21 protein-coding genes are annotated in these 23,928 nt (G+C 61.6%); 19 read left to right on the top strand and 2 right to left on the bottom strand.

Annotation, left to right across the window (positions count from 1 at the left end):
- Positions 1-558: 558 nt before the first annotated feature.
- From VFZ66_28825 to VFZ66_28790, 8 genes are all read left to right on the top strand, one after another.
- A complete protein-coding gene (locus VFZ66_28825) occupies positions 559-1,701 on the top strand; it encodes a DUF2092 domain-containing protein (GenBank protein ID HEX6293221.1) in 1,143 nt (380 codons plus the stop codon).
- Positions 1,702-1,819: 118 nt separating this feature from the next.
- A complete protein-coding gene (locus tag VFZ66_28820; protein ID HEX6293220.1) occupies positions 1,820-2,566 on the top strand; it encodes an ABC transporter ATP-binding protein in 747 nt (248 codons plus the stop codon).
- On the top strand, positions 2,563-3,828 hold the full coding sequence (locus VFZ66_28815; protein HEX6293219.1) for an ABC transporter permease: 1,266 nt from the start codon (positions 2,563-2,565) through the stop codon (positions 3,826-3,828). Before VFZ66_28820 ends, VFZ66_28815 begins: the two co-directional genes overlap by 4 nt.
- 270 nt (positions 3,829-4,098) lie before the next feature.
- Positions 4,099-4,413: a 30S ribosomal protein S6 gene (rpsF, locus tag VFZ66_28810; GenBank protein HEX6293218.1), complete on the top strand. Its 315-nt coding sequence runs from the start codon at positions 4,099-4,101 to the stop codon at positions 4,411-4,413.
- A gap of 79 nt (positions 4,414-4,492) precedes the next feature.
- Positions 4,493-4,972 carry a single-stranded DNA-binding protein gene (gene ssb, locus VFZ66_28805; protein HEX6293217.1) on the top strand — a complete coding sequence of 160 codons (480 nt, stop codon included), beginning with the start codon at positions 4,493-4,495 and terminating at the stop codon, positions 4,970-4,972.
- Positions 4,973-5,122: 150 nt separating this feature from the next.
- Positions 5,123-5,395 carry a 30S ribosomal protein S18 gene (rpsR, locus tag VFZ66_28800; protein ID HEX6293216.1) on the top strand — a complete coding sequence of 91 codons (273 nt, stop codon included), beginning with the start codon at positions 5,123-5,125 and terminating at the stop codon, positions 5,393-5,395.
- Positions 5,396-5,494: 99 nt separating this feature from the next.
- Positions 5,495-7,033, top strand: coding sequence for a peptidylprolyl isomerase (locus VFZ66_28795; protein ID HEX6293215.1), 1,539 nt, complete (start codon positions 5,495-5,497; stop codon positions 7,031-7,033).
- Between the two features lie 71 nt (positions 7,034-7,104).
- The gene (locus tag VFZ66_28790; protein ID HEX6293214.1) at positions 7,105-7,971 is read left to right on the top strand and encodes a hypothetical protein; all 867 of its coding nucleotides are present in this window, start codon (positions 7,105-7,107) and stop codon (positions 7,969-7,971) included.
- Between the two features lie 286 nt (positions 7,972-8,257).
- Here VFZ66_28790 and VFZ66_28785 read toward each other — a convergent pair whose 3' ends face one another.
- A complete protein-coding gene (locus tag VFZ66_28785; protein ID HEX6293213.1) occupies positions 8,258-9,961 on the bottom strand; it encodes a S8 family serine peptidase in 1,704 nt (567 codons plus the stop codon).
- A 465-nt stretch (positions 9,962-10,426) separates the two neighbouring features.
- On the opposite strand from VFZ66_28785, the gene VFZ66_28780 reads away from it, so the two are divergent.
- The 4 genes from VFZ66_28780 (at position 10,427) to VFZ66_28765 (ending at position 15,646) form a co-directional block, all read left to right on the top strand.
- Entirely contained in the window at positions 10,427-11,545 is a 1,119-nt protein-coding gene (locus tag VFZ66_28780) for a glycosyltransferase family 1 protein (GenBank protein ID HEX6293212.1), read from the top strand.
- Positions 11,546-11,702: 157 nt separating this feature from the next.
- The gene (locus tag VFZ66_28775; GenBank protein ID HEX6293211.1) at positions 11,703-12,902 is read left to right on the top strand and encodes a glycosyltransferase family 9 protein; all 1,200 of its coding nucleotides are present in this window, start codon (positions 11,703-11,705) and stop codon (positions 12,900-12,902) included.
- Positions 12,881-14,848 carry a serine/threonine-protein kinase gene (locus VFZ66_28770; GenBank protein ID HEX6293210.1) on the top strand — a complete coding sequence of 656 codons (1,968 nt, stop codon included), beginning with the start codon at positions 12,881-12,883 and terminating at the stop codon, positions 14,846-14,848. Before VFZ66_28775 ends, VFZ66_28770 begins: the two co-directional genes overlap by 22 nt.
- A gap of 102 nt (positions 14,849-14,950) precedes the next feature.
- Positions 14,951-15,646, top strand: coding sequence for a hypothetical protein (locus VFZ66_28765; GenBank protein HEX6293209.1), 696 nt, complete (start codon positions 14,951-14,953; stop codon positions 15,644-15,646).
- Positions 15,647-15,753: 107 nt separating this feature from the next.
- Here the strand turns inward: VFZ66_28765 and VFZ66_28760 are convergent, their stop codons facing one another.
- On the bottom strand, positions 15,754-16,422 hold the full coding sequence (locus VFZ66_28760) for a hypothetical protein (GenBank protein ID HEX6293208.1): 669 nt from the start codon (positions 16,420-16,422) through the stop codon (positions 15,754-15,756).
- A 1,072-nt stretch (positions 16,423-17,494) separates the two neighbouring features.
- On the opposite strand from VFZ66_28760, the gene rimJ reads away from it, so the two are divergent.
- The 7 genes from rimJ (at position 17,495) to VFZ66_28725 (ending at position 23,912) form a co-directional block, all read left to right on the top strand.
- Positions 17,495-18,064 (top strand): ribosomal protein S5-alanine N-acetyltransferase, encoded by a 570-nt coding sequence (gene rimJ, locus VFZ66_28755; protein ID HEX6293207.1) that lies wholly within the window; start codon positions 17,495-17,497, stop codon positions 18,062-18,064.
- Between the two features lie 57 nt (positions 18,065-18,121).
- The gene (zwf, locus tag VFZ66_28750; protein HEX6293206.1) at positions 18,122-19,669 is read left to right on the top strand and encodes a glucose-6-phosphate dehydrogenase; all 1,548 of its coding nucleotides are present in this window, start codon (positions 18,122-18,124) and stop codon (positions 19,667-19,669) included.
- Positions 19,666-20,748, top strand: coding sequence for a glucose-6-phosphate dehydrogenase assembly protein OpcA (locus tag VFZ66_28745; protein ID HEX6293205.1), 1,083 nt, complete (start codon positions 19,666-19,668; stop codon positions 20,746-20,748). Before zwf ends, VFZ66_28745 begins: the two co-directional genes overlap by 4 nt.
- 227 nt (positions 20,749-20,975) lie before the next feature.
- A complete protein-coding gene (locus tag VFZ66_28740; protein HEX6293204.1) occupies positions 20,976-22,325 on the top strand; it encodes an MFS transporter in 1,350 nt (449 codons plus the stop codon).
- Positions 22,326-22,483: 158 nt separating this feature from the next.
- Complete coding sequence (locus tag VFZ66_28735) at positions 22,484-22,708, top strand: DUF2281 domain-containing protein (protein HEX6293203.1); 225 nt, start codon at positions 22,484-22,486, stop codon at positions 22,706-22,708.
- Positions 22,709-22,829: 121 nt separating this feature from the next.
- Positions 22,830-23,054, top strand: a complete 225-nt coding sequence (locus VFZ66_28730; GenBank protein ID HEX6293202.1) for a hypothetical protein — start codon at positions 22,830-22,832, stop codon at positions 23,052-23,054.
- Between the two features lie 51 nt (positions 23,055-23,105).
- Positions 23,106-23,912 carry a prolipoprotein diacylglyceryl transferase family protein gene (locus VFZ66_28725; protein HEX6293201.1) on the top strand — a complete coding sequence of 269 codons (807 nt, stop codon included), beginning with the start codon at positions 23,106-23,108 and terminating at the stop codon, positions 23,910-23,912.
- Positions 23,913-23,928: the final 16 nt, after the last annotated feature.

The following is a 23,928-nucleotide window of genomic DNA, read 5'->3' as shown; positions in this document are numbered from 1 at the left end:
ACGCCTCCGTAACCGGCACGGCTTTCCATGAAAACATCGCGGCAAAGACGAGCAGCCACGCGATCGAAATCCAGCGTGGTGTTCCGCGTCGAAGAGAAGTAGATACGTGCTGGCTCATCGTACACCTTTCTGGTTACTTGGTTAAGACGACATACGCCTGGCAACGGCCTACGCTGTCACGAGTCTATCGGCGATCGATCAATCGTTTGTTCCGCCGCACCTCCTTTGTCTTGCGCAAAAACGATCCGCGCGGAGCAGGGTTGTTGAATGATTGGAGCACGCGCCGCGACAGCCGCGCATGCCGCAAGCCACGGCCAGCTATGGGAGAGCTTTTGAGATTGGCGTGAGAGGAATCTGGGGGGTTCACACCAGAAATTTTACTAGAAATTTACTTCATCGATCGTCGCTCCGTCAAGTCCTTATCGCTACTCAGGACCGCAGCGCCACACGAAGGCGGTAACAATTGTTAACAGGCTGTTCATGGCACGGTCATACACACGCAGCCGCAACCGACGTATCATAGATCGTAGAAAGACGATGTATCGAAAGGAATAAGCTATGCGGATTCTTCGTATCGGCTCGCTGGTTGGCCTGCTTGGGCTGCTGCTGGCCGCGTGTGCGCCGCAGGAGGTGACAGCCGACGAGATCATGCGCCGGATGGAGGCCGCGCGCAATAATCTGAAAACCGCGCATGTGATCGCCGATGTCTCGCTCACGACGCCGGAGCGTAACGGCTCGTTCACCGTGGAGGCCTGGGCCGAAAAGACCGATCAGACCGACGCCGCAGGCAAGCCGATCGGCAAGCTGCACGCCAAAGTGCTCAACGCCAGCGAGCAGGATGTCGTCGGCAGCGAGTTCGTCAGCGACGGCGATACGTTCTGGCTGTACCATCCCAAGGCCAACAAGGTGATTACCGGCAAGCGCAGCGACCTGAAGCAGGGCCAGGCGGGCGCAGCCGATCCCGCCGCGCAGATGCTCAGAATGCAGGAGATGCTGCAACAACTGATCGACGGCTCGAACGTCACGATCGAGAATCGCAGCGAGCAGGTGGCTGGCCGCGACACCTGGAAGATTCGCCTGACGCCCAAGCCGGAGACGCAGCAGCAGTTGCAGCTCGGCAACGTCATCGACACCACGCTGTGGGTCGATAAGCAGAGCGACCTGCCGGTCAAAGCGCTGATCGACGCTAAAGATCTTGGCAGGCTCGAAGCCACGGCGACGACGCTCGATCTCAATCAGCCGATCGACGGCGACCACTTCAGCTTTACGCCGCCCGCCGGAGCAGATGTGATCAACGCCGCCGAGATCGCCAAAAAGGCGCGACCGCAGGCGACGACGCTGGACGAGGCGCGTACGCAGGCGTCCTTCCCGGTGCTGGCACCGGCGACGCTGCCCGACGGCGTGCAGCTCGACGAGGTTCAGCTCCTCAATATGCGCGGCGAAACCGTGATCCAGAACTACTCAGGCACGATCAACTTTAGCCTGGTGCAGGGCAAGGGCCGCTTCCCAGGCGAGGGCAGCATGCCAGACGGAGCGCAGACGCAACAGGTTACGGTGCGCGGGCAGAGCGCCACGCTGATCACCGGCGGCGGCGCGCAGCAGGGCACGCTCCTGCGCTGGCAGGAGCAGGGCGTGACGATCGTGATCGCCGGAACGCTGACGCCCGACGAAGCGAGCCGGATCGCCGAGTCGCTCAAGTAGCACGGCCAAGATGGTCGCAGACGATCGCAGGGCACGGGTTAAGCCGTGCCCTGGTCGTTATAGTGCTAAAATTGAAGGTGTCGCCTTCGAGACAGTCTGAAGAGTACGGGGACAGCACATGCAACAGGACAGCAACCTGATCCGCGCGCGCAGCCTGGCCCGCCGCTACACGATGGGCAAGGAAGCGGTCATGGCGCTCAACGGTGTCGACGTCGACATTCGGCGCGGAGAGTTCGTCGCGCTGGTCGGGCCGTCGGGATCGGGCAAATCAACGCTGCTGAATCTGATCGGCGGCCTGGATCGACCGACTGAGGGCGAGATCTGGGTCGAGGATCTGGAGCTGGGCAAGGCCAGCGATAAACGTCTGGTACGTTATCGCCGTGATCGCATCGGCTTTATTTTTCAGAGCTTCAACCTGCTGCCCACGCGCAGCGCCGTCGAAAACGTCGAGGTGCCGCTGATGCTGGCCGGACAGGGCCGCAAAGCCCGCCGCGAGCGGGCGCTGCACCTGCTGGAGCAGGTTGGCCTGGGCAAGCGTGCCCGCCACAAGCCGAACGAGCTATCCGGCGGCGAGATGCAGCGCGTCGCCATTGCCCGCGCGCTCGCCAACAGCCCGATCCTGCTGCTGGCCGACGAGCCGACCGGCAACCTCGACTCGAAGACCGGCAAGGATATTCTGAACATGCTGCGCGATCTGCTTCAGACGCAGGGCTTGACGCTGGTGCTGGTAACACACGATATGAACGTCGCGGGCTACGCCGACCGGATCGTGCATCTGCTGGATGGCCGGATTCAGCGCATCGAGACGGCTGCTGAGCGCGACGGGCATCTCGCGGCGACCGAGGCGGTGGAGGTGACACGATGATGATGGGCGATATGGTCCGCACCGCGCTCTCCAATCTCGGTCGGCGCAAGGTCCGCACCGTGCTGACCTCGATCGGCGTGATCGTGGGCATTCTAACGATCGTGACGATGGTTTCGCTGGGCATTGGCGTGCGCATGGAGATCAACAAGCAGTTTCAGGCGATCGGGCTGGAGCGTGTCTTTGTGCGGCCTCAGGAGGACGAGCAGAACTTTTTCACGCAGTTTGCCCGCCCGGAGCGCACCAGGCCGATCTTGCAGGCCGATGTCGAGCGCTGGCGGCAGCAGCCCAACGTGATCGAGGTCATCCCCAATGTCGATCTGCCGCTGGGCGTGGCGAGCGCGCTGAAGATCGGCGAGCGAGCGCAGCAGATAGGCGTGGCCGGCGCGATTAATCCGCTGGATCAGGACCCATTCGAGACGCCGCCGACCGCGCTGGCAGGCGCGATCGAGGTGCCGGAGGAGCCGGGCAAGATCGTGCTGACGGTGGACGCGCTGGATGAGCTGGATATTCCGCGCAGCCGCTTCGGTGAGCTGATCGGGCAGCAGGTGGAGATCGTGCTGCAAGCGCCGCGCGGCGAGACTCAGACCTTTCCCTTCGAGGTTGTAGGCGTGTCGTCTGAGGAAAGGCAGGTGGTGCGCATCCCGCTCGCCGACCGTGCCGCGATGAAAAGCTGGTGGTTCAACGCACCGCAGTTGCTCGAAACCGAAGGCTACGACTCGGTGACGATGCGCGCGACCAGCATCGCTGAGGCCAGTACGCTGGTGCAGCAGTTGCGCGGCGAGGGCTTTCGCGTTCAGTCGCTTGAGCTGATCCTCGAACTGGCAAATCAGGTCTTTACCGTGATCAACGTCATGCTCTCGTCCGTCGGCGGCCTGGCGCTGCTCGTCGCGTCGCTGGGCATCGTCAACACGATGATTATGTCAATCTATGAGCGCACCCGCGAGATCGGCACGCTCAAAGCGATCGGCGCGTCGCGGGGCGACATTCGGCTGATGTTCATGATCGAGGCCGGCATGATCGGCGTGATCGGCGGCGTGATCGGCATCATCTCTGGCTGGGCGCTGGGCCTGCTGCTGAACCGCGTGATCCTGTGGTACATCGAGCGCGAGCAACTGCCGGTTCGCGGCGATTTCTTCGTAGTAACGCCGACGCTGGCGCTGGTGGCGCTGCTGTTCGCCACGCTGATCGGCGTGATCGCCGGGCTCTACCCCGCGAACCGCGCCGCGCGTCTCGATCCGCTGATGGCGCTCAGGCACGAGTAAGGGCGGAATCAGCGATAGACCAGGGGAACCAGCGACCAAGGGAACAAGAGACGCGGCCTGACGCTTTTGTTCCTTTGCTCCTTTGTTGTTCTGTTCTCTGGTAGGCCCTCACACCCTCGGCCTCGCTACACTCGTCCCCCCATTTGCTACCATCGGGCACCTCTGGTATAATCGCCGAGGAAATTAACACCTTTCTGCTCTGCGACGGCGACCACAGCGCGCCGTCGGTTGCTTGTTCGCAGGGCTAATTCCATAGAAAGGAGGTGCAACATGCGCGCACGTAACTACGAGTTGATGTACATCATCGACCCCACGGTTGGAGGCGATGAAGACTATACCGCCATCGCCGAGCGGGTTCAGGGCTATATCGCCAATGCCGGTGCGACGGTACAGGATGGCGAGGCCATCGCTCCCACTGGCCGCCGCAAACTAGCCTACGCGATCCGCCACAACGGCCAGGATCTGACAGAGGGCTTCTACGTCTTCACTCGGTTCGAGGCACAGCCGCAGCAGATTCCGACGATCGAACGCGACCTGAAGCTGACCGAGCAGATCATGCGCTATCTCCTCACCGTTGTTGAGTAGCAAGCCCATGAGCGGCGAGCCGCGAGCGAACACGATCGAAGCACACCAGTGCATCGGTACATGTGCATGGTAAGAGGTTATGGCGAAGGACTTGAATAAGGTGATGTTGATTGGCCGCCTGGGAACGGAGCCTGAGCTGCGCTACACCCAGCAGGGCGTGCCAATTACGACGTTCCGCATGGCGATCTCGCGGCAGTGGCGCGATAGCGAGGGCAACCAGCGCGACGAAACCGAGTGGTTCACCGTCGTTTCCTGGAATCGGCTGGCCGAGATCTGTAGCGAATTTCTCCAGAAAGGCGCGCGCGTCTATATCGAGGGGCGGCTGCAAAACCGCTCCTGGGACGATGCTCAATCGGGGGAGAAGCGCTACCGTACCGAAATCGTCGCGAACGACATGATCATCCTCGAAAGCCGTCCTGGCGGTCGTGCCGATCCCGGCGATGACCTGGGCGGTGAGCGCGGATTCGGCGGCTCGCGCTCGGCAGGTGGTCCACGCGGCGGCAGCCGTAGCACGTATGAAGATCATGGCGGATTTAGCGACGAAGATATTCCGTTCTAGTTGAGAGTAAAAACAATTATCAAGTATCGAGCGTGAATCACACGGGTGTTCATTGATAACTGATAATTGATAATTGGTGAGAGCATGGCTGAAGATACAAATCTACCAGAAGAGCAGGAGGAGCCCCAGCCAATCCAGGGCCGTCGGCGCATCACTCCTGCCGCGACAACCGTTTCGGGCGGCGCAACCCGCCGCCGCTACACGCCCCGGCGTAAGGTCTGCCAGTTCTGCGCTGACAAGATCCACACGCCGGACTACAAAGACATCAAGCGCCTCCAGCGCTATATCTCGGACCGTGGCAAGATCCTGCCGCGACGCCGGACCGGCACCTGTGCCAAGCATCAGCGCGGCCTGGCGACGGCGATCAAACGTGCCCGCCACATTGCGCTGTTGCCCTTCGTGGCAGCGCCGACGCGCGGCTAACCCCCACCGCGCACGCAGGTTCAACCTATGTTGAGCTGACCGATTTGACCGGGCACGGGAGCAGATATGCCCCGTGTCCGTTGCTTTGGAAAAGGAACTATGAGCAACCGACCACGTCCTTCTCAATCTCCTGAGCGCCGCCCAACCCGCCGCCAGCTCGCGGCCCAACAGCGCGAGGCTAACGTTCAACGCCGTGCGCTGCTTGCGATCGGAGGAGCTGTCGGATTGGCGCTCCTATTGATTATCGGCGGCTTCGTCTACGCCGCTCTGATCCAGCCGAGCGCCACGGTCAAGACCGTCAACAACGAGACGCTCACGCAGGGCAAGTACGAAGAGCTGGTGCGCGCCAACACGATCCAGCAGATCGTTCAGGGCCTACAATTCAGCAAGCTCTTCGGCTCGAACCAGAGCCTGGGACAGAGCGGACGCTTCGACGAGCAAATCATTCAGGCCAACGTGCGCCTGACCGAGATCGGCACCTCGCGGGACCGCCAGCAGCCGCGCGACGACGCCACCGTCCAGCAGTGGGTCGATCGGCAGATTTTAGAGCAGGGAGCCAAGCAAGAGCTGAGCATCGATCCGCAGCAGGGCGAGATCGATCAAGCGCTGGTCGCTCAGTTCGGCGCGCTGCTCGACGCTGCCGAGCCTGTCACCGGCACCGCGACCACCACAGCGACCGATACCGTCGAAACCGCCGCTGCAACCAGCGCGGCTGCCACGAGCGCGGCCACGAGCGCCGCTGCCGGAACGCCGACCGCCACCGCGCTGCCGACCGCCACGCCGCTGCCCGACGAGGCGACTCAGCAAGTCAGCGAGATCGTCGATGTGCTCTACACCGAGTACACCAACATCCTCGAAGCGTTGCCCGAAGGCGCGACCGAGCGGCAGCGCACGCCGCAGGTCGACAAAGAAGAGATGCTGCGCGTGATGCGCGATGCCGCGCGCGAGCAGGTGATCCGTGATCGCGTCGGCGAGGCGCTCGTCAAGGAAGTGCCAGCCGACGACCAGACCGAGCCGACCTCGATCCAGACGCGGCATATCCTGCTGCGCGTGCCGCAGGAAACACCAACGCCCACACCCGACGAGGCGACGAGCGCGACGGAAACTGCGGAGCCGGAGGCCACGGAAACGCCGATCCCAACGCCCGTACCCACACCTTCACCGGAGGAGCTGGAGCAGCTCTTTACCAAGCGCAAAGCCGAGGCCGACGCGCTCTACAAGCAGCTTGTGGATAATCCGGACTCCTTCGCGCAGGTGGCGCAGGAAAAATCGGAAGATCCCAGCTCGGCGGCGAATGGCGGCAGGCTCGATCCCTTCGATCGTGAGGGCAACGTCGTCGGCAGCCAGGGCCAGACGCTGGTCAAGCCGTTCGTCGATGCCGCGTGGCAGTTGAAGCCGAGCGAGATCAGCCAGCCCGTGCGCACCGATTTTGGCTGGCACATCATCCAACGCGTACCGGAAGATCCGAAGGAAAAGCTCGATCGGCTCCGCAAAGAGGCGCTCGACAAGTGGCTGGAAGAGCAGCGCGCGAAGGCGACAATCGAGCCGCCGCCGACCGCGACGCCGACGGTCCCGCCCGCCGAAACCACGCAGCCAGCCGAAGGCACGACGCAGCCTGAGGCGACGACCACACCGTAACCAGAAACCCGTATCGCGCAGAGGAGCGGGGCAGTGCCCGCTCCTCTGTGTGTTATCTGTGGAGGCAAAATGTGAAACGCTGGCGTGCGCCCCGCGATCTCATCGTATTCGTCTGCTTGATTGGCGCGATCGTTGGTCTTGGTCTTGCGCTGGCTGCCGCCACGCGGGTGGCCGCCGACCTTCAGGGTCCGATCGAAGAGTGGGCGGTGACGATCCGTACCTTCGGCTGGGCGCTGGCAGCCATCGTCAGCGTGATCGGCGCGGGTGTACTAGTGTGGCTTGCCGTTCAGTACATGGCGCTCGTGTACGCGCTCGATCGCAACGCCATCTATATTGCACAGCCTGGGAGCCGCTATACCATCCCGCTCGATCAGGTCGTGGCAATCGCGCCGGGCGAGCAGCCGCAGCAGACCACCAAACAAACGATCGTGTTCGGGCGCGGGCAGCCAAGGCAGCAGCTTCTCGTCGAAACCGAGCAGTATATGTACAGGCTGGCGCTAGCCGAGCGCAATCACTTTGGACGTGAGCTACAGGAGCGCCGCCAGCTTGGCGTTGTCCAGATCCTACCCGAAGGACAGACCTGGACGCGGCCAGCACTCCACCAGTTTTTCGCAGCCGCAGCTACCCGGCGGCTGCTGATCGTGGGCGTGCTGCTCAATCTCGCGCTGTGGGCCTTCCTCACCTGGCGCTTCCCCACGCTGCCGACCACCGTGCCGGTCCGCTTCGATCCGCTGGGCGGCACGGCAGGAACGCGCGCCAAAACATCGACGCTGCTTCTCCCGGTGATCGCCACAGGCGTGTGGCTCGTCAATCTCGTCCTGGGGCTGCTGGAACACCGCCGCTCGCGGCTGGTAGCTGAGCTGCTGCTCCTGGGCAGCGTTGTTGTGCAGATCGTGCTGCTGCTGGCGGTCTGGTTTATCGCCACCGTCGCCGAGTAGCTCGCCTTCATTAAACAGACGCAGGAGCGGCGATGGTCGCTCCTGCGTCTACTGACGCGCTGAACAAACCTGGCGAGTGGTATCACGGACCAACGCACTCCGGGGCCAAAAATTCCGATGCTCCGCTTCGTTCGGCACACCCCCAGTGAGTCGAGTGAAGCGGAGCATCGGATCAGCCTGCATGCCGCAGAGCTGTTACCAGGCACAAGTTGTCCGTCAGCGAATGGAATTCGGTGTGTGGTGACGCGAACCGCGTAACTTGGTTCGCGTCACCCCTACGAGCCGCTTACTTCACGCTTACGTCATCGACGAAGAAGGCGGTCGGCAGCGTGACGTCGTTGGTGCCGGTGAACTGGAGGCGCAGGGTCTGGCCCGCGTAGCTCGCCAGGCTGATGGTGTCCTGCCGCCAGACGCCAGCGCCGCTGCCGTCGCTCCAGGTGCGCAGCGTTGCGACGAGGCCGCCGCTGGTGTTGTACAGGCGCACGTACAGGTAATCCCACGAGTGCGTGGTTTCCTGGGTGGTCATGTACCACCAGTAGGTCAGCGTGCCGTTGGTCGGGATCGTCACGGTCTGGTAGATCGAGTCGACGCCGTTGTTGTAGTCGGCCAGGTACGCGCTGTAGAAGCCGGTGCGCGGGCGGGTGGTGTCGATCAGCTGGTAGCCGCCGCTCGACGACTGGACCCACGGGCTGGTGCCGTTCTCGAAGCCGCCGTTGACGATCTTCTCGGTGCCGCCTGGAGGAGGCGTCGGGGTCGGCGTCGGGGTCGGCGTCGGCGTGCCGCCGCCGCCCGTCACGGCGCGGTAGGCGTTGATGCGGCCACAGGTCCACAGGCTGCCGGTGCCGCTGATCGCGTCAGAGGTGCTGCAGATGCGGTCGCGGATCTGCGCGTTGGTCAGGCCCTGCGAGGCCAGCAGGCCGGCCAGACCGGCGACGTGCGGCGTTGCCATCGAGGTGCCGCTGATGGTGTTGGTGCCGCTGTTGATCCAGGTCGAGTAGATGTTCGAGCCGGGCGCTGCGACCTCAACCCAGTTGCCATAGTTCGAGAACGACGAGCGCGCGTCGTTGCTGTCGGTCGAGGCAACCGCGTAGCAGTTGGTGTAGTAGGCCGGATAGCTCGGAGCGGTGGTGTTGCTGTTGCCAGCGGCGCAGGCCAGGAAGACGCCCTTGTTCCAGGCATAGTTGACCGCGCTCTCCAGCGTGGTTGCGCCACCGGTGCCGCCGAGGCTCAGGTTGATCGACTTGGCACCGTTGTCGGCGGCCCAGTTGATACCGTTCGCCACGCCAGCCAGCGTGCCGCTGCCGCTGTTGTTCAGCACACGAACAGGCATCAGCTTACAGTTGGGGCAGGTGCCTGCGCCAGCGGTGCCGTTATTGGTTTCGGCAGCCGAGGTGCCCGCGACGTGCGTGCCGTGGCCGTTGCCGTCATCGGCTGCGCTGTCGTTGTCGACGAAGTCGTAGCCCGCGACGATCTTGGAGTCGAGATCCGGGTGGTTGCGCTGAATGCCGGTATCGACGATACCGACGACAACGGTGGAGCTACCCTGGGTGACATCCCAGGCGGTATAGGCCTGAATCCGGCCCCAGGCATACTGGCTGCTCACGCCCGGATCGTTCGGCGTGAAGTCCGCGCTGTAGATATAGTTCGGTTCGATATAGGCGACGTTGGGATTGCGCTTGAATGCGTTGACGATGACCTCAGCCGCGCGCGCGTTCTTGTTGGACTTGAGCGCCGGGAACTCGGCAACCTCGACGTCAAGAGCGGCGACACGATCGAAGATGCGGCCACCCTGCGCTTTGATCGCAGACTCGCGCATCTGCTTGGACGTGCCCGGCTTGAACTTGATCAGGTACTCGCCGAAGACGGCAGGAGCCTGCGTGTTGCCGCGCGTTGAAGACGTGGCGGCAGACTGAACGGAAGCTGAGGATGTTGGAACGAACAGAGCTAGGACGGCGCAAATTGCCAGCACTGTCAATGCGAACCGTTTCAAAGTCTTGTCTCCTTAGCCTAAGTGTAGGAGTAGATGTCGCAGATCGTTGCGACACATGCAGCGGACGCTCGGTTTGGCCGAGATGACTCGCCTCTCAGTAAAGGTGTGGTAAGCTAATCGCGATCCCGCTGAGGAGCGCGAACAACCGATCCAAGGATTCGTGCCGGGAGTGTGTAGAGCCGTTAGACGGCGGTGAATCTTGTCCCGCTACGTTGACCGCAGACGGATGAATGTCACAAGATTCTGGCACGATAAGCAGACGTTACACGAAGCGGTACATCAGCAGTACAGAGAGGCGTAAGAAAAACCCACCTCCTTCCATTCGGGTGACGGACATCTGTGCCTGGGCCTGGTTTGCCCAAGTTCATCCCACTGGGAGTGTCTCTATACTAACAGCAAAGTTAATAGTTGTAAAGAGGGTTAATTACCCTTTTTTAACGATCGGCGTATCACAAGGACTGGATCATGTTGATTGGAGTTGATGCCTCGCGCCTGGGCGTGTCCGCGCGGACCGGCACCGAGCATTACACCTGGGAATTGTTGCAGGCGCTCGGCGAGGTCGATCGGCACAACCGCTACCTGCTCTACTGCAACGGCCTGCCGCAGGTGGTGCCGCCGCTGCCGCCCTCGTTTGTGCTCCGTTCCATCCCGCTGCCCCGCGCCTGGTCGCACGGACGTTTATCGCTTGAGATGCTGCTGCATGCGCCCGACCTGCTGTTTGTGCCGGCCCACGCGCTGCCGATCGTGCCGCCCAGGCGCTCGGTCGTCACGATCCATGATCTTGGATTTCTCCATCATCCCGAAGCGCATACCCGCGTCCAGCGGATCTACTATCGGCTATTCACGCGCCTGAGCGCACGCCGCGCCACACGGATTATCGCGATCTCGGAGGCGACCAAGCGCGATCTTCAGCGCTTCTACGGCACGCCAGCCGAAAAGATCGCGGTGATCTATCATGGCGTTCACGCCCGCTTCAAGCCCATCGCCGACCGCGCGCTGCTCGATCAGGTACAGCAGCGCTATGGCATCGCGCAGCCGTATCTGCTCTTCGTGAGCACGATCCAGCCGCGCAAAAACGTGAGCCGCCTGATCGAAGCGTTCGCCCAGGCGCGCGCGCTGCTCGGCGCGGCGCAGATGCCGCTGCTGGTGCTGGCGGGCAAGCGCGGCTGGATGACCGAGCAGATCGAGCGACGGGCCGATGATCTTGGCGTCGCCGATCAGGTCCGCTTTGTCGGCTACGTCCACGACGCCGATCTCCCTGCGCTGCTGAGCGGCGCGCTGGCCTATCTGATGGTTTCGCTCTACGAAGGCTTTGGCATGACCGTGCTTGAGGCGCAGGCGTGCGGCACGCCGGTGATCGCCTCCAATGTCTCATCGCTGCCGGAGGTCGTCGGTGATGCCGGGCTGCTGGTCGATCCCTACGATGTGGTATCGATGCGGGATGCGATCGTGCGGCTGGTGCAGGATGCCAACCTCCGCGCCGAGCTGCGGGAGCGCGGGCTGCACCATGCCGTGGATTGGACCTGGGAGCGAACCGCGCGGCAAACGCTGGCGGTGCTGGAGGATGCCGGGCACAGCGCGTAGCCCATCTTCTCCTGCAATCTCATCATGAGGAGTTTAGAAATAGTTTAGAATATATTAAACAATGATATGTTTACGACCTACACTCTGGCTCTTCAAACCGCAATCATGCATGCATCAGCCCGGACACAGCCATGAATCGCAGCGACATGATATACTTATGCTACGCATGAATCGCCTTTCTACATCCAACGCAACACCAAATCGTATCCTGCTCGTCACATTAGCCGATCTTGGCGATGCGTTACTGATCATACCCGCGCTGCATGCGCTACGGCAGGCATTTCCCGCAGCTCGTATCAGCGTCCTGACAACGCCGCTCGGCGCGGCTATCCTCCGCGGTCAACCCCACGACGCGCTGATCGTGTTTGAAAAGCAGCGCTTTAACACACCCCGCGCCTTGCTCCGGCCTGCCAATCTAGGCTATGCCGTACGACTCTGGCGGCGGCTGCGCGGCGGACGATTCGATGCCTGTGTGCTCTTACACCACCTGACGACGTGGTTCGGCACGTTGAAATACGCGGCGCTGGCTGCCGCCTCCGGCGCTCCACGGCGCTACGGTCTGGATAACGGGCGCGGCTTCTTTCTGACCGATCGAGTGGCTGATGTGGGGTTCGGGGCGCAGCACCAGGCCGAGTACTGGCTATCGGTGGTTGGGCTGCTTGGCGCGGCGCACCGGCCCCAGCCACGGCTGGCCGTTTCGCAGGCTGCCGCCGACCGCGCTGCGGCGCTGCTTGGCGAGGCTACAGCCGAGCAGCCATTGATCGCGCTGCATCCGGGGTCGGGCGCGTTCGCACCGGCGCGGCGCTGGCCTCCGCAGCGCTTCGCAGAGCTAGCCGACGCGCTGATCGAGGATGGCGCGAGCATCGTGCTGGTCGGCGGCGCGGAAGAGGCCGACGTGCGGCGGCGGATGTTGAACGGCATGCGTCACGCGCCAGCGGTGCTCGATCTCGGCGGACGTACAGGGCTGGAGGATCTGGCGGCGGTGCTCAAGCGCTGCACGCTCTTCGTCGGCAACGACAGCGGCCTGACTCATCTTGCGGGCAGCGTGGGCACGTCGGTGGTCGCGATCTTCGGGCCGACCGATCCGCGCGCCTGGGGGCCGTACGGCGGCAAGTCCTGGCAGCCGCAGAGCAGCTTCGCCAACGGCGTCGAGATCCTACAAGCGGGAGAGCATCGCGCGCTCAAAGCGGCGATTGCGTGCAGCCCGTGCATCTATCGCGACCATCACCTGGGCACGCCCAACGGCTGTCCCGATCGAACATGTTTACAACGGATTAGCGTGGAGCAGGTGCTGGCGGTTGTGCGTCAGCGCCTTCGATCCCTGATTGGACAGGTATGCGGCTCAACGACCTCATAGATCGTCAACTTGGACCTTACCGCATCGAAGCCTTGATTGGGCGCGGCGGCATGGCGGCGGTGTATCGCGCGCTCGATACCCGTTTGCAGCGGCATGTCGCGCTCAAAATGCTGTACCCGCAGTATCTGGCCGACACCGATATTGTCGAACGCTTCCGACGTGAGGCGATCACCGCTGCGCAGCTCGATCATCCGCATATCGCGCCGATCTTCGACGTGGGCGAGGACGACGGCATCGTCTACCTGGCGATGAAGCTCTTGCCGGGGCCGTCTCTGGCCGATGTGCTCCAGCGCGAGCCGCGGCTGCCTGCCGAGCGGGTGGTGACGCTGGCACAGCAAATTGCCCTGGCGTTGGACGAGGCCCACCAGCATGGCATTATCCACCGCGACATCAAGCCCGGCAACGTGCTCTTCGACAGTCGTGGCAACGCGATCCTGACCGACTTCGGCATCGCCAAGTCGCTGGACGCGCCCTCGCTGACCGAGTCGAGCGTGATCGTGGGCACGCCCGACTACATCGCGCCGGAGCAGATCAACCCGCGTCTCGCGCCGAACGGCAAGCTCGATCACCGCGCCGATCTGTACTCGCTGGGCGCGCTGGTCTACCGCATGTTGACGGGCCGCCGACCCTTCGACGGCTCGGCGCAGACCGTGCTGCTGGCGCATCTGCAAGATCAGCCGATACCGCCCTCGGAAGTCGTGCCGCAGCTCTCGGCGGGCGTTGACGCGGTTATCGCCAAAGTGATGGCGAAGCGACCGGAGGAGCGCTACGACACGGCGAGTGAGTTCGTCCAGGCGCTCAGCGAGAGCTTCAGCGATCAGACCGAGGTGGGCGTGGTCTTCCCACCGGCATCGATCCGGCGCGACGCGCATACCCGGCAGACCACGCAGGCGCTCAAGGCGTCGATCGTACCTGCGCCTGCGTCCGCGACCAGACCAACCACACCGCCAGCAGCCGAGCAACTCTCCGAATCACCGTCCGCTCGATCCCGATGGCGCTCCAGACGGATGCTGATGATCATGGCGATCGGGCTGCTGCTGGTGGTGGGCACGGGCGGCGTGCTCGCGCGCTTCATGAATCAGTCGGCGGACGCAGCAGGCGTTGCGCTGCTCGCGACCACGCAGACGGCTCAGGCGGCCAGTGCTCCCCCAACCGCGACGCCGACGCGCACCGCAGCGCCGACACGTACCGCGACGGCGAAGCCGACCGCGACCACGCAGCCGAGCGCGACCACGCAGCCGACCGCTACGAGCACCACCGCGCCGACGGAGACAACAACCGCGCCGATCGTCGTGGCGCAGGCAACGCCACGACCGACCGCCAGGCCAGCGTCACGACCGACCGCCAGGCCAGCGTCACGACCAACCGCCAGGCCAGCGTCACGACCGACCGCCAGGCCAACGCCACAGCCAACCCCGCCGCCAGCGCCACAGCCCACGGCAACGCCTGCGCTGCCGCGCTGTCAGGCCGTGCTCACGGGTGGTTTCGGCAACCTGTGGCGCACCAACGCCGAGGTCCGCGCTGCGATCGGCTGTCCGATTGAGGAGGAGCTGCCGGGCTACTCCGTCGAGCAGATCTTCCAGGGCGGCCAGATGTATTACCGCGAGGCGGGCGATCAGTTCTGGATCTTCGACGGCGGCGTGAGCGGCACCTGGCGCAGGCGGCTGGATGTGTATCCCAGCGACCCGGAGCCGACCGATCCCGCGCCCGACGGGCTGCTCACGCCGTCGAGCGGCTTCGGCAGGCTGTGGCAGAAAGATCCGGCGATCCGTCAGGCGCTCGGCTGGGCGACAACGCCGGAGGTGGGGTTTACGGGCGTGATCCAGCGCTTCGATAACGGCTTCATGCTCTACAGCCCGGCGGTCAACGGTCACGGCAAGCGCATTTACGTGCTGTACAGCAACGGCACCTTCGTGATCTACAAAGACACCTATACCGGCCCGTAGGCGGCTGGTGTGGGTGTCAGCACCTTAATCTTCGTTGAATGAGGCCGCTGCAAGGTCGGCGCATGAAGATCTTCTCATGGGGGTTATTAAGGGAGCAACGTTTTGAAGCACCTCCTGATACACGCAATTGCATTCGTGCTCGTTCTAACGGCCTGTGGTCAATCGGTGGCACCCAGAAAATCAAACGCTCCTATAACTATCGCTCCTACGCCGATACCGCCAGATGCCAATACGTTGGCGCACCATATTCTCCCAGCACTGCGCGAGAAATTATTCCGAGAAGACGAAACTCTCAATAACATTGCCCAAAATGGCTTCAAAGATAGAGGGGAATTAGCTTCTATGGTGCTTGGGCGACCAGCCCCAGGATATGAGTCATCAGTGGAAGTACTCCGCAGCTACCGCCGTGGTCAGCGCTTTGCGGATCTCCTCGGACAGGAGGAGCATTGGGTAGTTCCCGTCCTTGCCGGCAAACAATTGCGAGGGCTGGCGTTTGTATCAGGGACATCACTTGTTGGGTATCGTGCATTGCCACTCCGAAATGATCCAAACGTACTACTCCCATATTGGGATGATCCAACCACGACGGTTAAGGTCCTGACGATTCCACAACTATTTACTGACTTTGTAGTATTTGAACGAGGCAATGAGGAATTTCTAGCATATCTTAGCCCACAAGGATACTTTGCAGACCTTGATGCCCAGGCGTATCAGCCGATGGTTCCAGAGCAGTTGCTACCAGCAATCAACAGCGCCCTGACTCACCATTGTGGACGATGGCCGTTCAACCATTGCTAAGTGTGGCGATTCCTTACGATCGTATCCCTTTTTCGTGAGTTTAGCAAAAGAAACCCGCGCCGTGGATATGGCGCGGATTTCTTTGACATTGATAAGCGAACCGATCCTTACGGTTTCGACTTCTCCGCTGCCTTGACCTGAGCAATAGCCTCTCGAATCTCAGGCATCAACTTCGATGCCGCATAGGCAGTCAACTCTTCTCGGTCAATAGTTTTGAATACTCCCGGATAGCTTCCGAGATGAACTAACTGCTCGTTCTGCCCCTGTTCCAGCAATGCAAATGTTCCGTAAATGTGTGGAACTTTGACCAGCTTGACCCTTACATCAGTATGTGCCAACTTCTGCTGCAACTGCGTGATTCGTACACTTAAAGGTAGACTACCAAACTCCACAGCTTTCCACTGCCCGTTCATTTGGGCAAGCGTGAGCAAGCCTCTTGCTTCACCATCTATTAGAACAGGAAACTCCCACCACTGTTCCTCGAAAAGAATAGCAGACACGGGCTGATCTGGGCGATACGCCTGTACAGCGTTGGGCGAAAGCCCGTACACTTGATATGGACGGCCAAGGGTCGCAATGTTTAGTTCCTGCTCATCCCTAAACCCATAGCCTTGATAGTCAGAGCGAATACGGTCGAGCATCCTGGGTAATTCTTGGCGGGCCACTTCCTCAACTGTTAAGGCAGCCAACGAGTGAGATGGATACAAGCTGATCAAAGTGCCGAGCGCGATCAGTGCGCTAAGTGTTGCAACGAGCAGTATCGTACGCTTCGACATACCGCGTATTCCTTTCTGATGTGGTTGGTAGGATTTCTCATTCTGTTGTATCGTTGGAGCCTACTTATCTGTAAACATAGTACAGAGTATGAGTCCAGGTGTGCCATCCCCAGCTATTTCCTCGCTTCATCCACTCATAGCTTCCTGAGCGATAACTCCCATCCCATGGGTCGACGTAGGAAACATACTGTTCAGCAGTGCTGGTATCCTGCCAGTAACCGCGCACGGTCACAAAATGTCCACCACCACTATCCCAACCCCACCGAAGAACAGCGAGCCGGTTATAATCAATGCCTTGTTTAAGAGTGCCGAATGCCACAGTACTTGCGACGTACGTGCTTGTAACTCCATAGTAGTTGCGGAGTTGCCGTTGGATCTCAGTAATTGTATTGGGGTCATTCGGGCACCCCCATCCCCAAAATGCATTATCTACAATTGTGCATTGGGAGTGATCGAGGGCCTGCCCATAATAGCGCGCAACGAGTTGTATCGTTGCTGCCCAACACCACGTTGCAACTATCGCGTTCAAGTGCCGTGATATACTTCGAGACATACTTACCTCCAAGGAGAAATATTGAGTTTGAGAAACTGAGCACTTTGAGAGTATCCGAAACAACATGCTAATGATAACTATCCGTCGGGAGGTACATCCGATGTTTCTTTCGGAATTGTTCTGCCAATGCATGCCGCATGACGTCAATCGAGTAGATCCGTGATTCGCGGTGGAGTTTCTTGAAGAACCTAAGATCAAGAATAACGTTTGTGCTATATTGTCGCGACGTTGACCTTCTTGAAAAACACCAGCGCAGGGATATTGTTCCGGCAAAGGATCCAGCAGCAATAAATGATACAAAAAAATAACGCTAACATGAATGATAGCGCCCAAACGTCGAAAATTCGACATAGTAAGTACGTTCTATGGTATAAATTGGTTTAATGATGGTGGCATTTGGGACTATAGCACATTCGCGTAATACAATAACATGAAAACCTTATGATGACCAAATGAGAACGTTCTGAAAGCGCTGATTCGACTTCTATCGCCACGCATATCGAGCACAAGGACGAGCGGATGCCGAGAGAGCTGCCTGCTCTGACAACCAGGCGAATGGTGCTGCGGCTGGCGACTAGCGCCGACATCCCCGCGATCCTGGCCTACTTCACCGCCAACCAGCAGCGCCTCGCGCCCTTTTCCCCGATCCGCCCCGCCAGCTTCTTCACCGAGGCATTCTGGCAGGAGCAGATCGCGCAAAATCACGACGACTTCCACAACGATCGCTCGCTGCGCCTGTGCATCTTCGATCGCGCCGCGCCGCAGACGATGATCGGCGACGCGAATTTCAACGGCTTTATGCGCGGCGTAGGCCAGTTCTGCTACCTGGGCTACAGCATCGCGGCGGCGTACCAGGGCCGGGGCTACATGACCGAGGCGCTGGAGACGGCGATCCGCTACGTCTTCGACGAGCTGCACATGCACCGGATCATGGCAAACTACCTGCCGCACAACCAGCGCAGCGGCAGGCTGCTGCGCAAGCTGGGCTTTGTCGTCGAGGGCTATGCCCGCGACTATCTGCTGATCGATGGTTCGTGGCAGGACCACATTCTGACCAGCCTGACCAACCCCAACTGGACGCCCGGCTAAGCCTGACTTGAAAGATGGTGTATCCTACACACGTGAGCTAACAAAGGAAGCGTCGCGATGATAGATACGGCTACACCAACAGCAGCGCCGACCGAAGCCAGCAATCCGCTGCGCGCCGGGCTACGCCTGGAGCGCACGCCGTCGCCGTGCGTGATGGTGATCTTCGGCGCGTCGGGCGATCTGGCGAAGCGCAAGCTGCTTCCGGCGCTGTGGGCGCTCAACGAGGCCCAGCAGCTTCCGCCCGGCTTCTCGATCGTCGGCATCGCGCGGAACGAGATGAGTCACGAGGAGTTTCGTCAGCAGCTACGCGAGTCGATCGCCGAAGACACCACGATCAACAAGGCCATGCTGGATTCGTTTCTTCAGGGCTTGTACTACGTACACGGCACCTTTGACGATCCGGCACTCTTTTATCGGCTCAAAGAAACGCTGGTTCAGATCGATCGGGAGCGCAGCACGGCGGGCAGCTACATCTACTACCTGGCAACGCCGCCCTCGTTCTTCCCGGTGATCATCCAGCATCTCGACAAGGCCGGTCTGGTCAGCCCCGAAGCGAACGAGACTGGCTGGACGCGGGTGGTGATCGAAAAGCCCTTCGGTCACGACCTGCACACCGCGCGCGATCTGAATCGCGTGGTGCATAACGTCTTCGACGAGGCGCAGGTCTATCGCATCGATCACTACCTTGGCAAAGAGACGGTCCAGAATATTCTGCACTTCCGCTTCGCCAACGCGATCTGGGAGCCGATCTGGAATCGTCGCTATGTCGATCATGTCCAGATCACCGTCGCCGAAAGCCTGGGCGTCGAAACGCGCGGCGGGTACTACGAAGAGGCGGGCGTCGTGCGCGACATGCTGCAAAATCATATCATGCAGTTGCTCACGCTGACCACGATGGAGCCGCCGATCTCGTTCGACGCTGACGCCGTGCGCGACGAGAAGGTCAAAGTCCTGCGCGGCGTGCGGCCCTTCGACCAGGAGCGGGTGCTGCGCGATACGGTGCGCGGGCAGTACGGCCAGGGCTGGATCGACGGCAGCCGCGTGCCCGCCTACCGCCACGAGACGAAGGTCGCGCCCGAATCGCACACGGCGACGTATGTCGCGGCCAAGTTCTTCATCGATACCTGGCGCTGGCAGAGCGTGCCCTTCTATCTGCGCTCCGGCAAGCGCCTGCCCAAGCGCGTCAGCGAGATCGCGATCCAGTTCAAGCCGGTGCCGCATCTGCTCTTCGGCCCGACTACGCCCAATGTGCTGGCGCTGCGGATTCAGCCCGACGAGGGCATCTCGCTCCAGTTCGAGGTCAAAGCGCCGGGCCAGACCTCGCGGCATCGTCCGGTGGGCATGGATTTTCGCTACGGCGCTGCGTTTGCGACCGCGCCCGCCGAGGCATATCAGCGGCTGCTGCTCGACGTGATGCTCGGTGATAGCACGCTCTTTGCGCGGCGCGACGAGGTCGAGGCCGCCTGGACGATCGTGGAGCCGATCTTGAGCACCTGGGCGAGCGTGCCGCCCGAAGACTTCCCGAACTACGAGGCCGGAACCTGGGGGCCGGAGGCTGCCGACCGGCTGCTCGAAGCCGATGGACGGCGCTGGAGACGACCATGAGCGGATCAGATCTGAGCTTTGCGCAGGACGAGACGTATATTGTCAGGCCGTCCGAGATCGAAAGCGTGCTGCAACGGCTGTGGAACGAGGCCAACGGCGAGGGCGCGGAAACATCGGTGATGCAGGTGCGCACGCTCAACCTGCTGGTCTTCGTCCCTGCGGCCCACGCCGACGCCGATACGCTCCGGGCGATCGACATCGCCGCCGTGCAGCATCCGGGCCGCACGATCACGATGATCGTCACCGACGACGAGCAAGCGCCAGTCGCCAACGTCGCGATCGCCTGCCGCCTGGGCAACAGCGGCAAGCAGCTCTGCGGCGAGCAGATCACGATCACCAGCGGCAGTGGCGGCGCGCCACTGCCGAGCCTGGCCGCCTCGCTGATCGTCGCGGGATTGCCGGTCTTCCTGTGGTGGCACGGCGATCCACCCTTTGCCGCGCCGATCTTCGATAGCTTCGTCGAGATCGCCGATCGGGTGATCGTCGACTCGCAGACCTGGCAGAATCCGTTCGCGACGCTGCGAGCGCTGGCGCGCAACGCCGCGCAGCACGCGCCGCACATCGCCTACACCGATCTGCACTGGACGCGGCTGACACCCTGGCGGCGAATGACCGCCCAGTGCTTCGACATGCCCGGCGCCACGCCTGAGCTGTACCGTCTGCGGCAGGTGACGATCGAGCACGCCCCCGACGATCACGATTATGTCACAGCGCTGCTCTTCGTCGGCTGGCTCGCCAGCGGCCTGGATGGAGCAGTTGCCTGGACCGGCGATCAGCAGATCGCGCTGCGGAGCGGGCAGACAGCGGTGACAATCGAGCTGCGGAAGCGCGAGGGCAGCGCGGGCATCCACAGGGTCACGCTGCGCAGCGCCGACGCTGAGTTTGCCATCGAGCACAGGCCGGAGACTGGCTGCCTCAGAACGGAGATCGCGCTGCCCGGCAGCACGCCGATCGAGCGCATGGCGAGCCTTGCATCGCAGCCGCTTGAGCAGGTGATCGGCGACGAGCTGAACATGCTGGAGCATGACCGGCACTTCGAGCGCGCGCTGCGCATCGCGGCCAGTCTTGTGGCGCAGTAGGCAAGCGCGGCGCTACCAGGGGCATGCGGCGGCATCGCCCATCTGGATCGCACCGGCACAGGAGATCGCCCGCTGTTCAGCCTGCGGCCCGTATGCTACACTACGATGAAAACAAAGAAACAAAGAAACAAAGGAACAAGCAAGGTGTGCGTTTTGTTCTTTTGTTCGCTTGTTCCCTTGTTCTCCTAGCCTCCTACCTCTCGGCGCACTAGCAAAGGAAACTGGGCATGATCGAGTCCCAAATGGCGCGCACCGGCACCACTGCGGCAGCCGCGCGGCCACACGTGATCACCAGGCGCGCAGTTGCAAGCTGGGTGCTCTACGACCTCGCCAATACGATCTTCTCGATGGGCGTGGTTTCGCTCTTCTTCTCGCTCTGGGTCCGCGATCAGGTTGGGCCGCAGCGAGCGGATTCGGCGTACGGCATCATCACCGCGATCTCGATGGCGATCATCTTTGTCGTCTCGCCGCTGCTGGGCGCGATGACCGATCGCACGCCGCGTCGAATGCCGTTCCTGATCGTCAGCACGCTGATCTGCGTGGCCTTCACGGCGCTGCTGGCGCGGGTGGGCTACTACTCCACGATCATCTGCTTTATCATCGCCAATATCGCGTATCAGGCCGGGCTTCAGTTCTACGACGCGCTGCTGCCTGAGGTCAGCACCGAGGAGACACGCGGCAAGATCGGCGGGATCGGCGTGGGCATCGGCTATCTCGGCTCGTACATCGCGGTCGGCCTGGGATTGATCTTCGGCGTCGGCGACAAGCCCTTTTTGTTTTTGATGATCGCGCTGCTGTTCCTGCTCTTTGCGATCCCGTGCTTCCTTTTCGTCAAAGAGCGCGGCAACCCGAATCCCCGTCGGATCACGCTTACCACCGTGCGCGAGTCGACCGCCGAGACGATCCGCACGCTGCGGGAGGGCAATCGCTATCCCGGCCTGCTGCGGTTTCTGGTTGGCCGCATCTTTTATACCGACTCGATCAACACGGTGATCGCGATCATGGCGCTCTACACCGTCAACATCGCGGTCAGCACCGGCCTGAGCGAGGAGCAGGGCCAGAATCAGGCCAATCTGATCCTGATGTCGGCGATCACCTTTGCCGTGATCGGCGGCTTCTTCTGGGGTTGGCTGACCGATAAGCTCGGCCCAAAGCGCACGCTTAATCTGGTGCTGCAAGCCTGGTTCGCGATCTTCGTCGGCGCTGCGGCGATCGGCATCGTCGGGCTGCCGCTGTGGACGCTGTATGTCGTCGCCGCCGCCGCCGGTTTCGCGCTGGGCGGCGTGTGGTCGGCGGATCGGCCCTACATGCTGCGGCTAACACCTCCGGCGCGTATCGGCGAGTTCTACGGGCTGTACGGCATGGTCGGGCGCTTCTCGGCGATCACCGGCCCGGCAGTGTGGGCGCTCGTCACCTACCTGACGATCCAGGTCTTCGATCTCGCGCCGCGCGTGGGGCAGGGCATCGGCGTGCTGGTGCTGCTGACGCTGATGGTGATCAGCTACGTGATCCTCCAGCCGGTTTCGGATCACCCGCGCACCTGGGAAGGCACGGACGCGCTGCCGGGCGAGGGCTAGCTCCTGTCGGGGCCGCGATGCATGGGGCGCGATCCGGCGTATGGATCGCGCCCCATGCGTTGATCGCGGGTGGTGTTGAATACCCCAATTGCGCAAGCACAGGTGATTAGAGTACAATCCGATACCAGGTAACACAACAGATGCCAGGAGATGCAGCGATGGCAGTAGTGCAAAAGATTCAAGAGTCGGTTCAGCGGCTACCGACCACACTTCAGGCCGAAGTACTGGATTTTGTCGAATACCTGTTGGTCAAAGCGGAACGTGAAGCTCTGCGGCAAGAAGAATTGGTATGGTCAGGGTTTTCGCTCACAGCGGCTATGCGAGATATAGAAGACGATGAAACTTCTTTGTACACGCTAGCCGATTTAAAGGTAGTCTTCTGATGAAACAAGCGGGCCAAGTTGTCCTCTTTCGCTTTCCTCAGACTGACCTTGATGAAGGAAAGCTACGGCCTGCATTACTCCTGGGAAGCTGCCTGGCAATTATGATGATTGGCTTATTTGCATGATTTCCAGCCAAACGCGGCACTACATCGACCAGTTTGATGAGCTTATCCGTGAAGAGGATGTGGACTTTGCCGAGAGTGGGCTGAAAAAAGCAAGTGTGATCCGGGTGGGGCGGCTTGCCGTAGCTGAAGGGCAGATATTGCTTGGAGCAATTGGACAGATTGCACCGGAGCGGCTTAAGCGAATTAAGCATCACCTCTCATCATGGCTACTCCAACTATAAATTGCGTAGTTACAGCGGCAAGGAATCAGGCCAAGAGAGCGCAGGAGATCTATGCTCCCGACCCTGTTTCACATCGGCCCGTACGCGGTCGGCACCCACGACGTGTTTGTGCTGCTCGGCGTCACCGCCGCGACGATCGTCTTCTTCTACGAGGCGCGGCGGCGCACGATGCTGAGCGAGCAGATGCTCTGGATCGCCGTCGGCGCGCTGATCGGCGGGGCGCTGCTGGCGAAGCTAAGCACCGGGTGGCAGTACATCACGCTCGCGCCTGAGCCGTCGCTGTGGGGCCTGCTGGAGCGCGGCGGCAAGAGCATCCTCGGCGGGCTGGCGGGCGCGTACTTTGGCGCGATCCTGACCAAGCGTATCGTCGGCTACCGCGAGCCGACCGGCGATCTTTTCGCGCCTGCCGTGGCGCTGGGCATGGCGATCGGGCGCTGGGGCTGCTTCCTGACCGAGCAGATCGGCACGCCGACCACGCTGCCGTGGGGCCTCTCCGTCAGCCTGCGAGTTGCCGCGCATATCCCGAACTGTCCCTACTGCGCCAGCGGCGTCAAGATGCATCCCTCGTTCCTCTACGAGATCGTCTTTCACGCCGTCATGTTTGGCTGGCTGTGGTGGCTGCGTCCGCGAGTCTACGTCAAGGGCGAGCTGTTCAAGATCTACCTGCTGAGCTACGCGCTCTTTCGCTTTGCGGTCGAGTTCGTGCGCGGCAACCAGGCGGTCTGGCAGGGACTATCGCGCTCGCAGCTATTCCTGATCCCCACGACGCTGCTGCTGCTGGCCTACTTCTGGCGGCAGTGGCGGCGCGGCGTGTACCAGATTCCGGCGCTGGAGCCGATCCCGACCGGCGAGGCGTAGCGTATTCTCAGCTTCA

This window comes from Herpetosiphonaceae bacterium (assembly GCA_036374795.1).
Lineage (GTDB): Bacteria > Chloroflexota > Chloroflexia > Chloroflexales > Kallotenuaceae > LB3-1.
The sequence above is the reverse complement of the archived record's forward strand: the minus strand, read 5'-3'. Positions and strand labels throughout refer to the sequence as shown.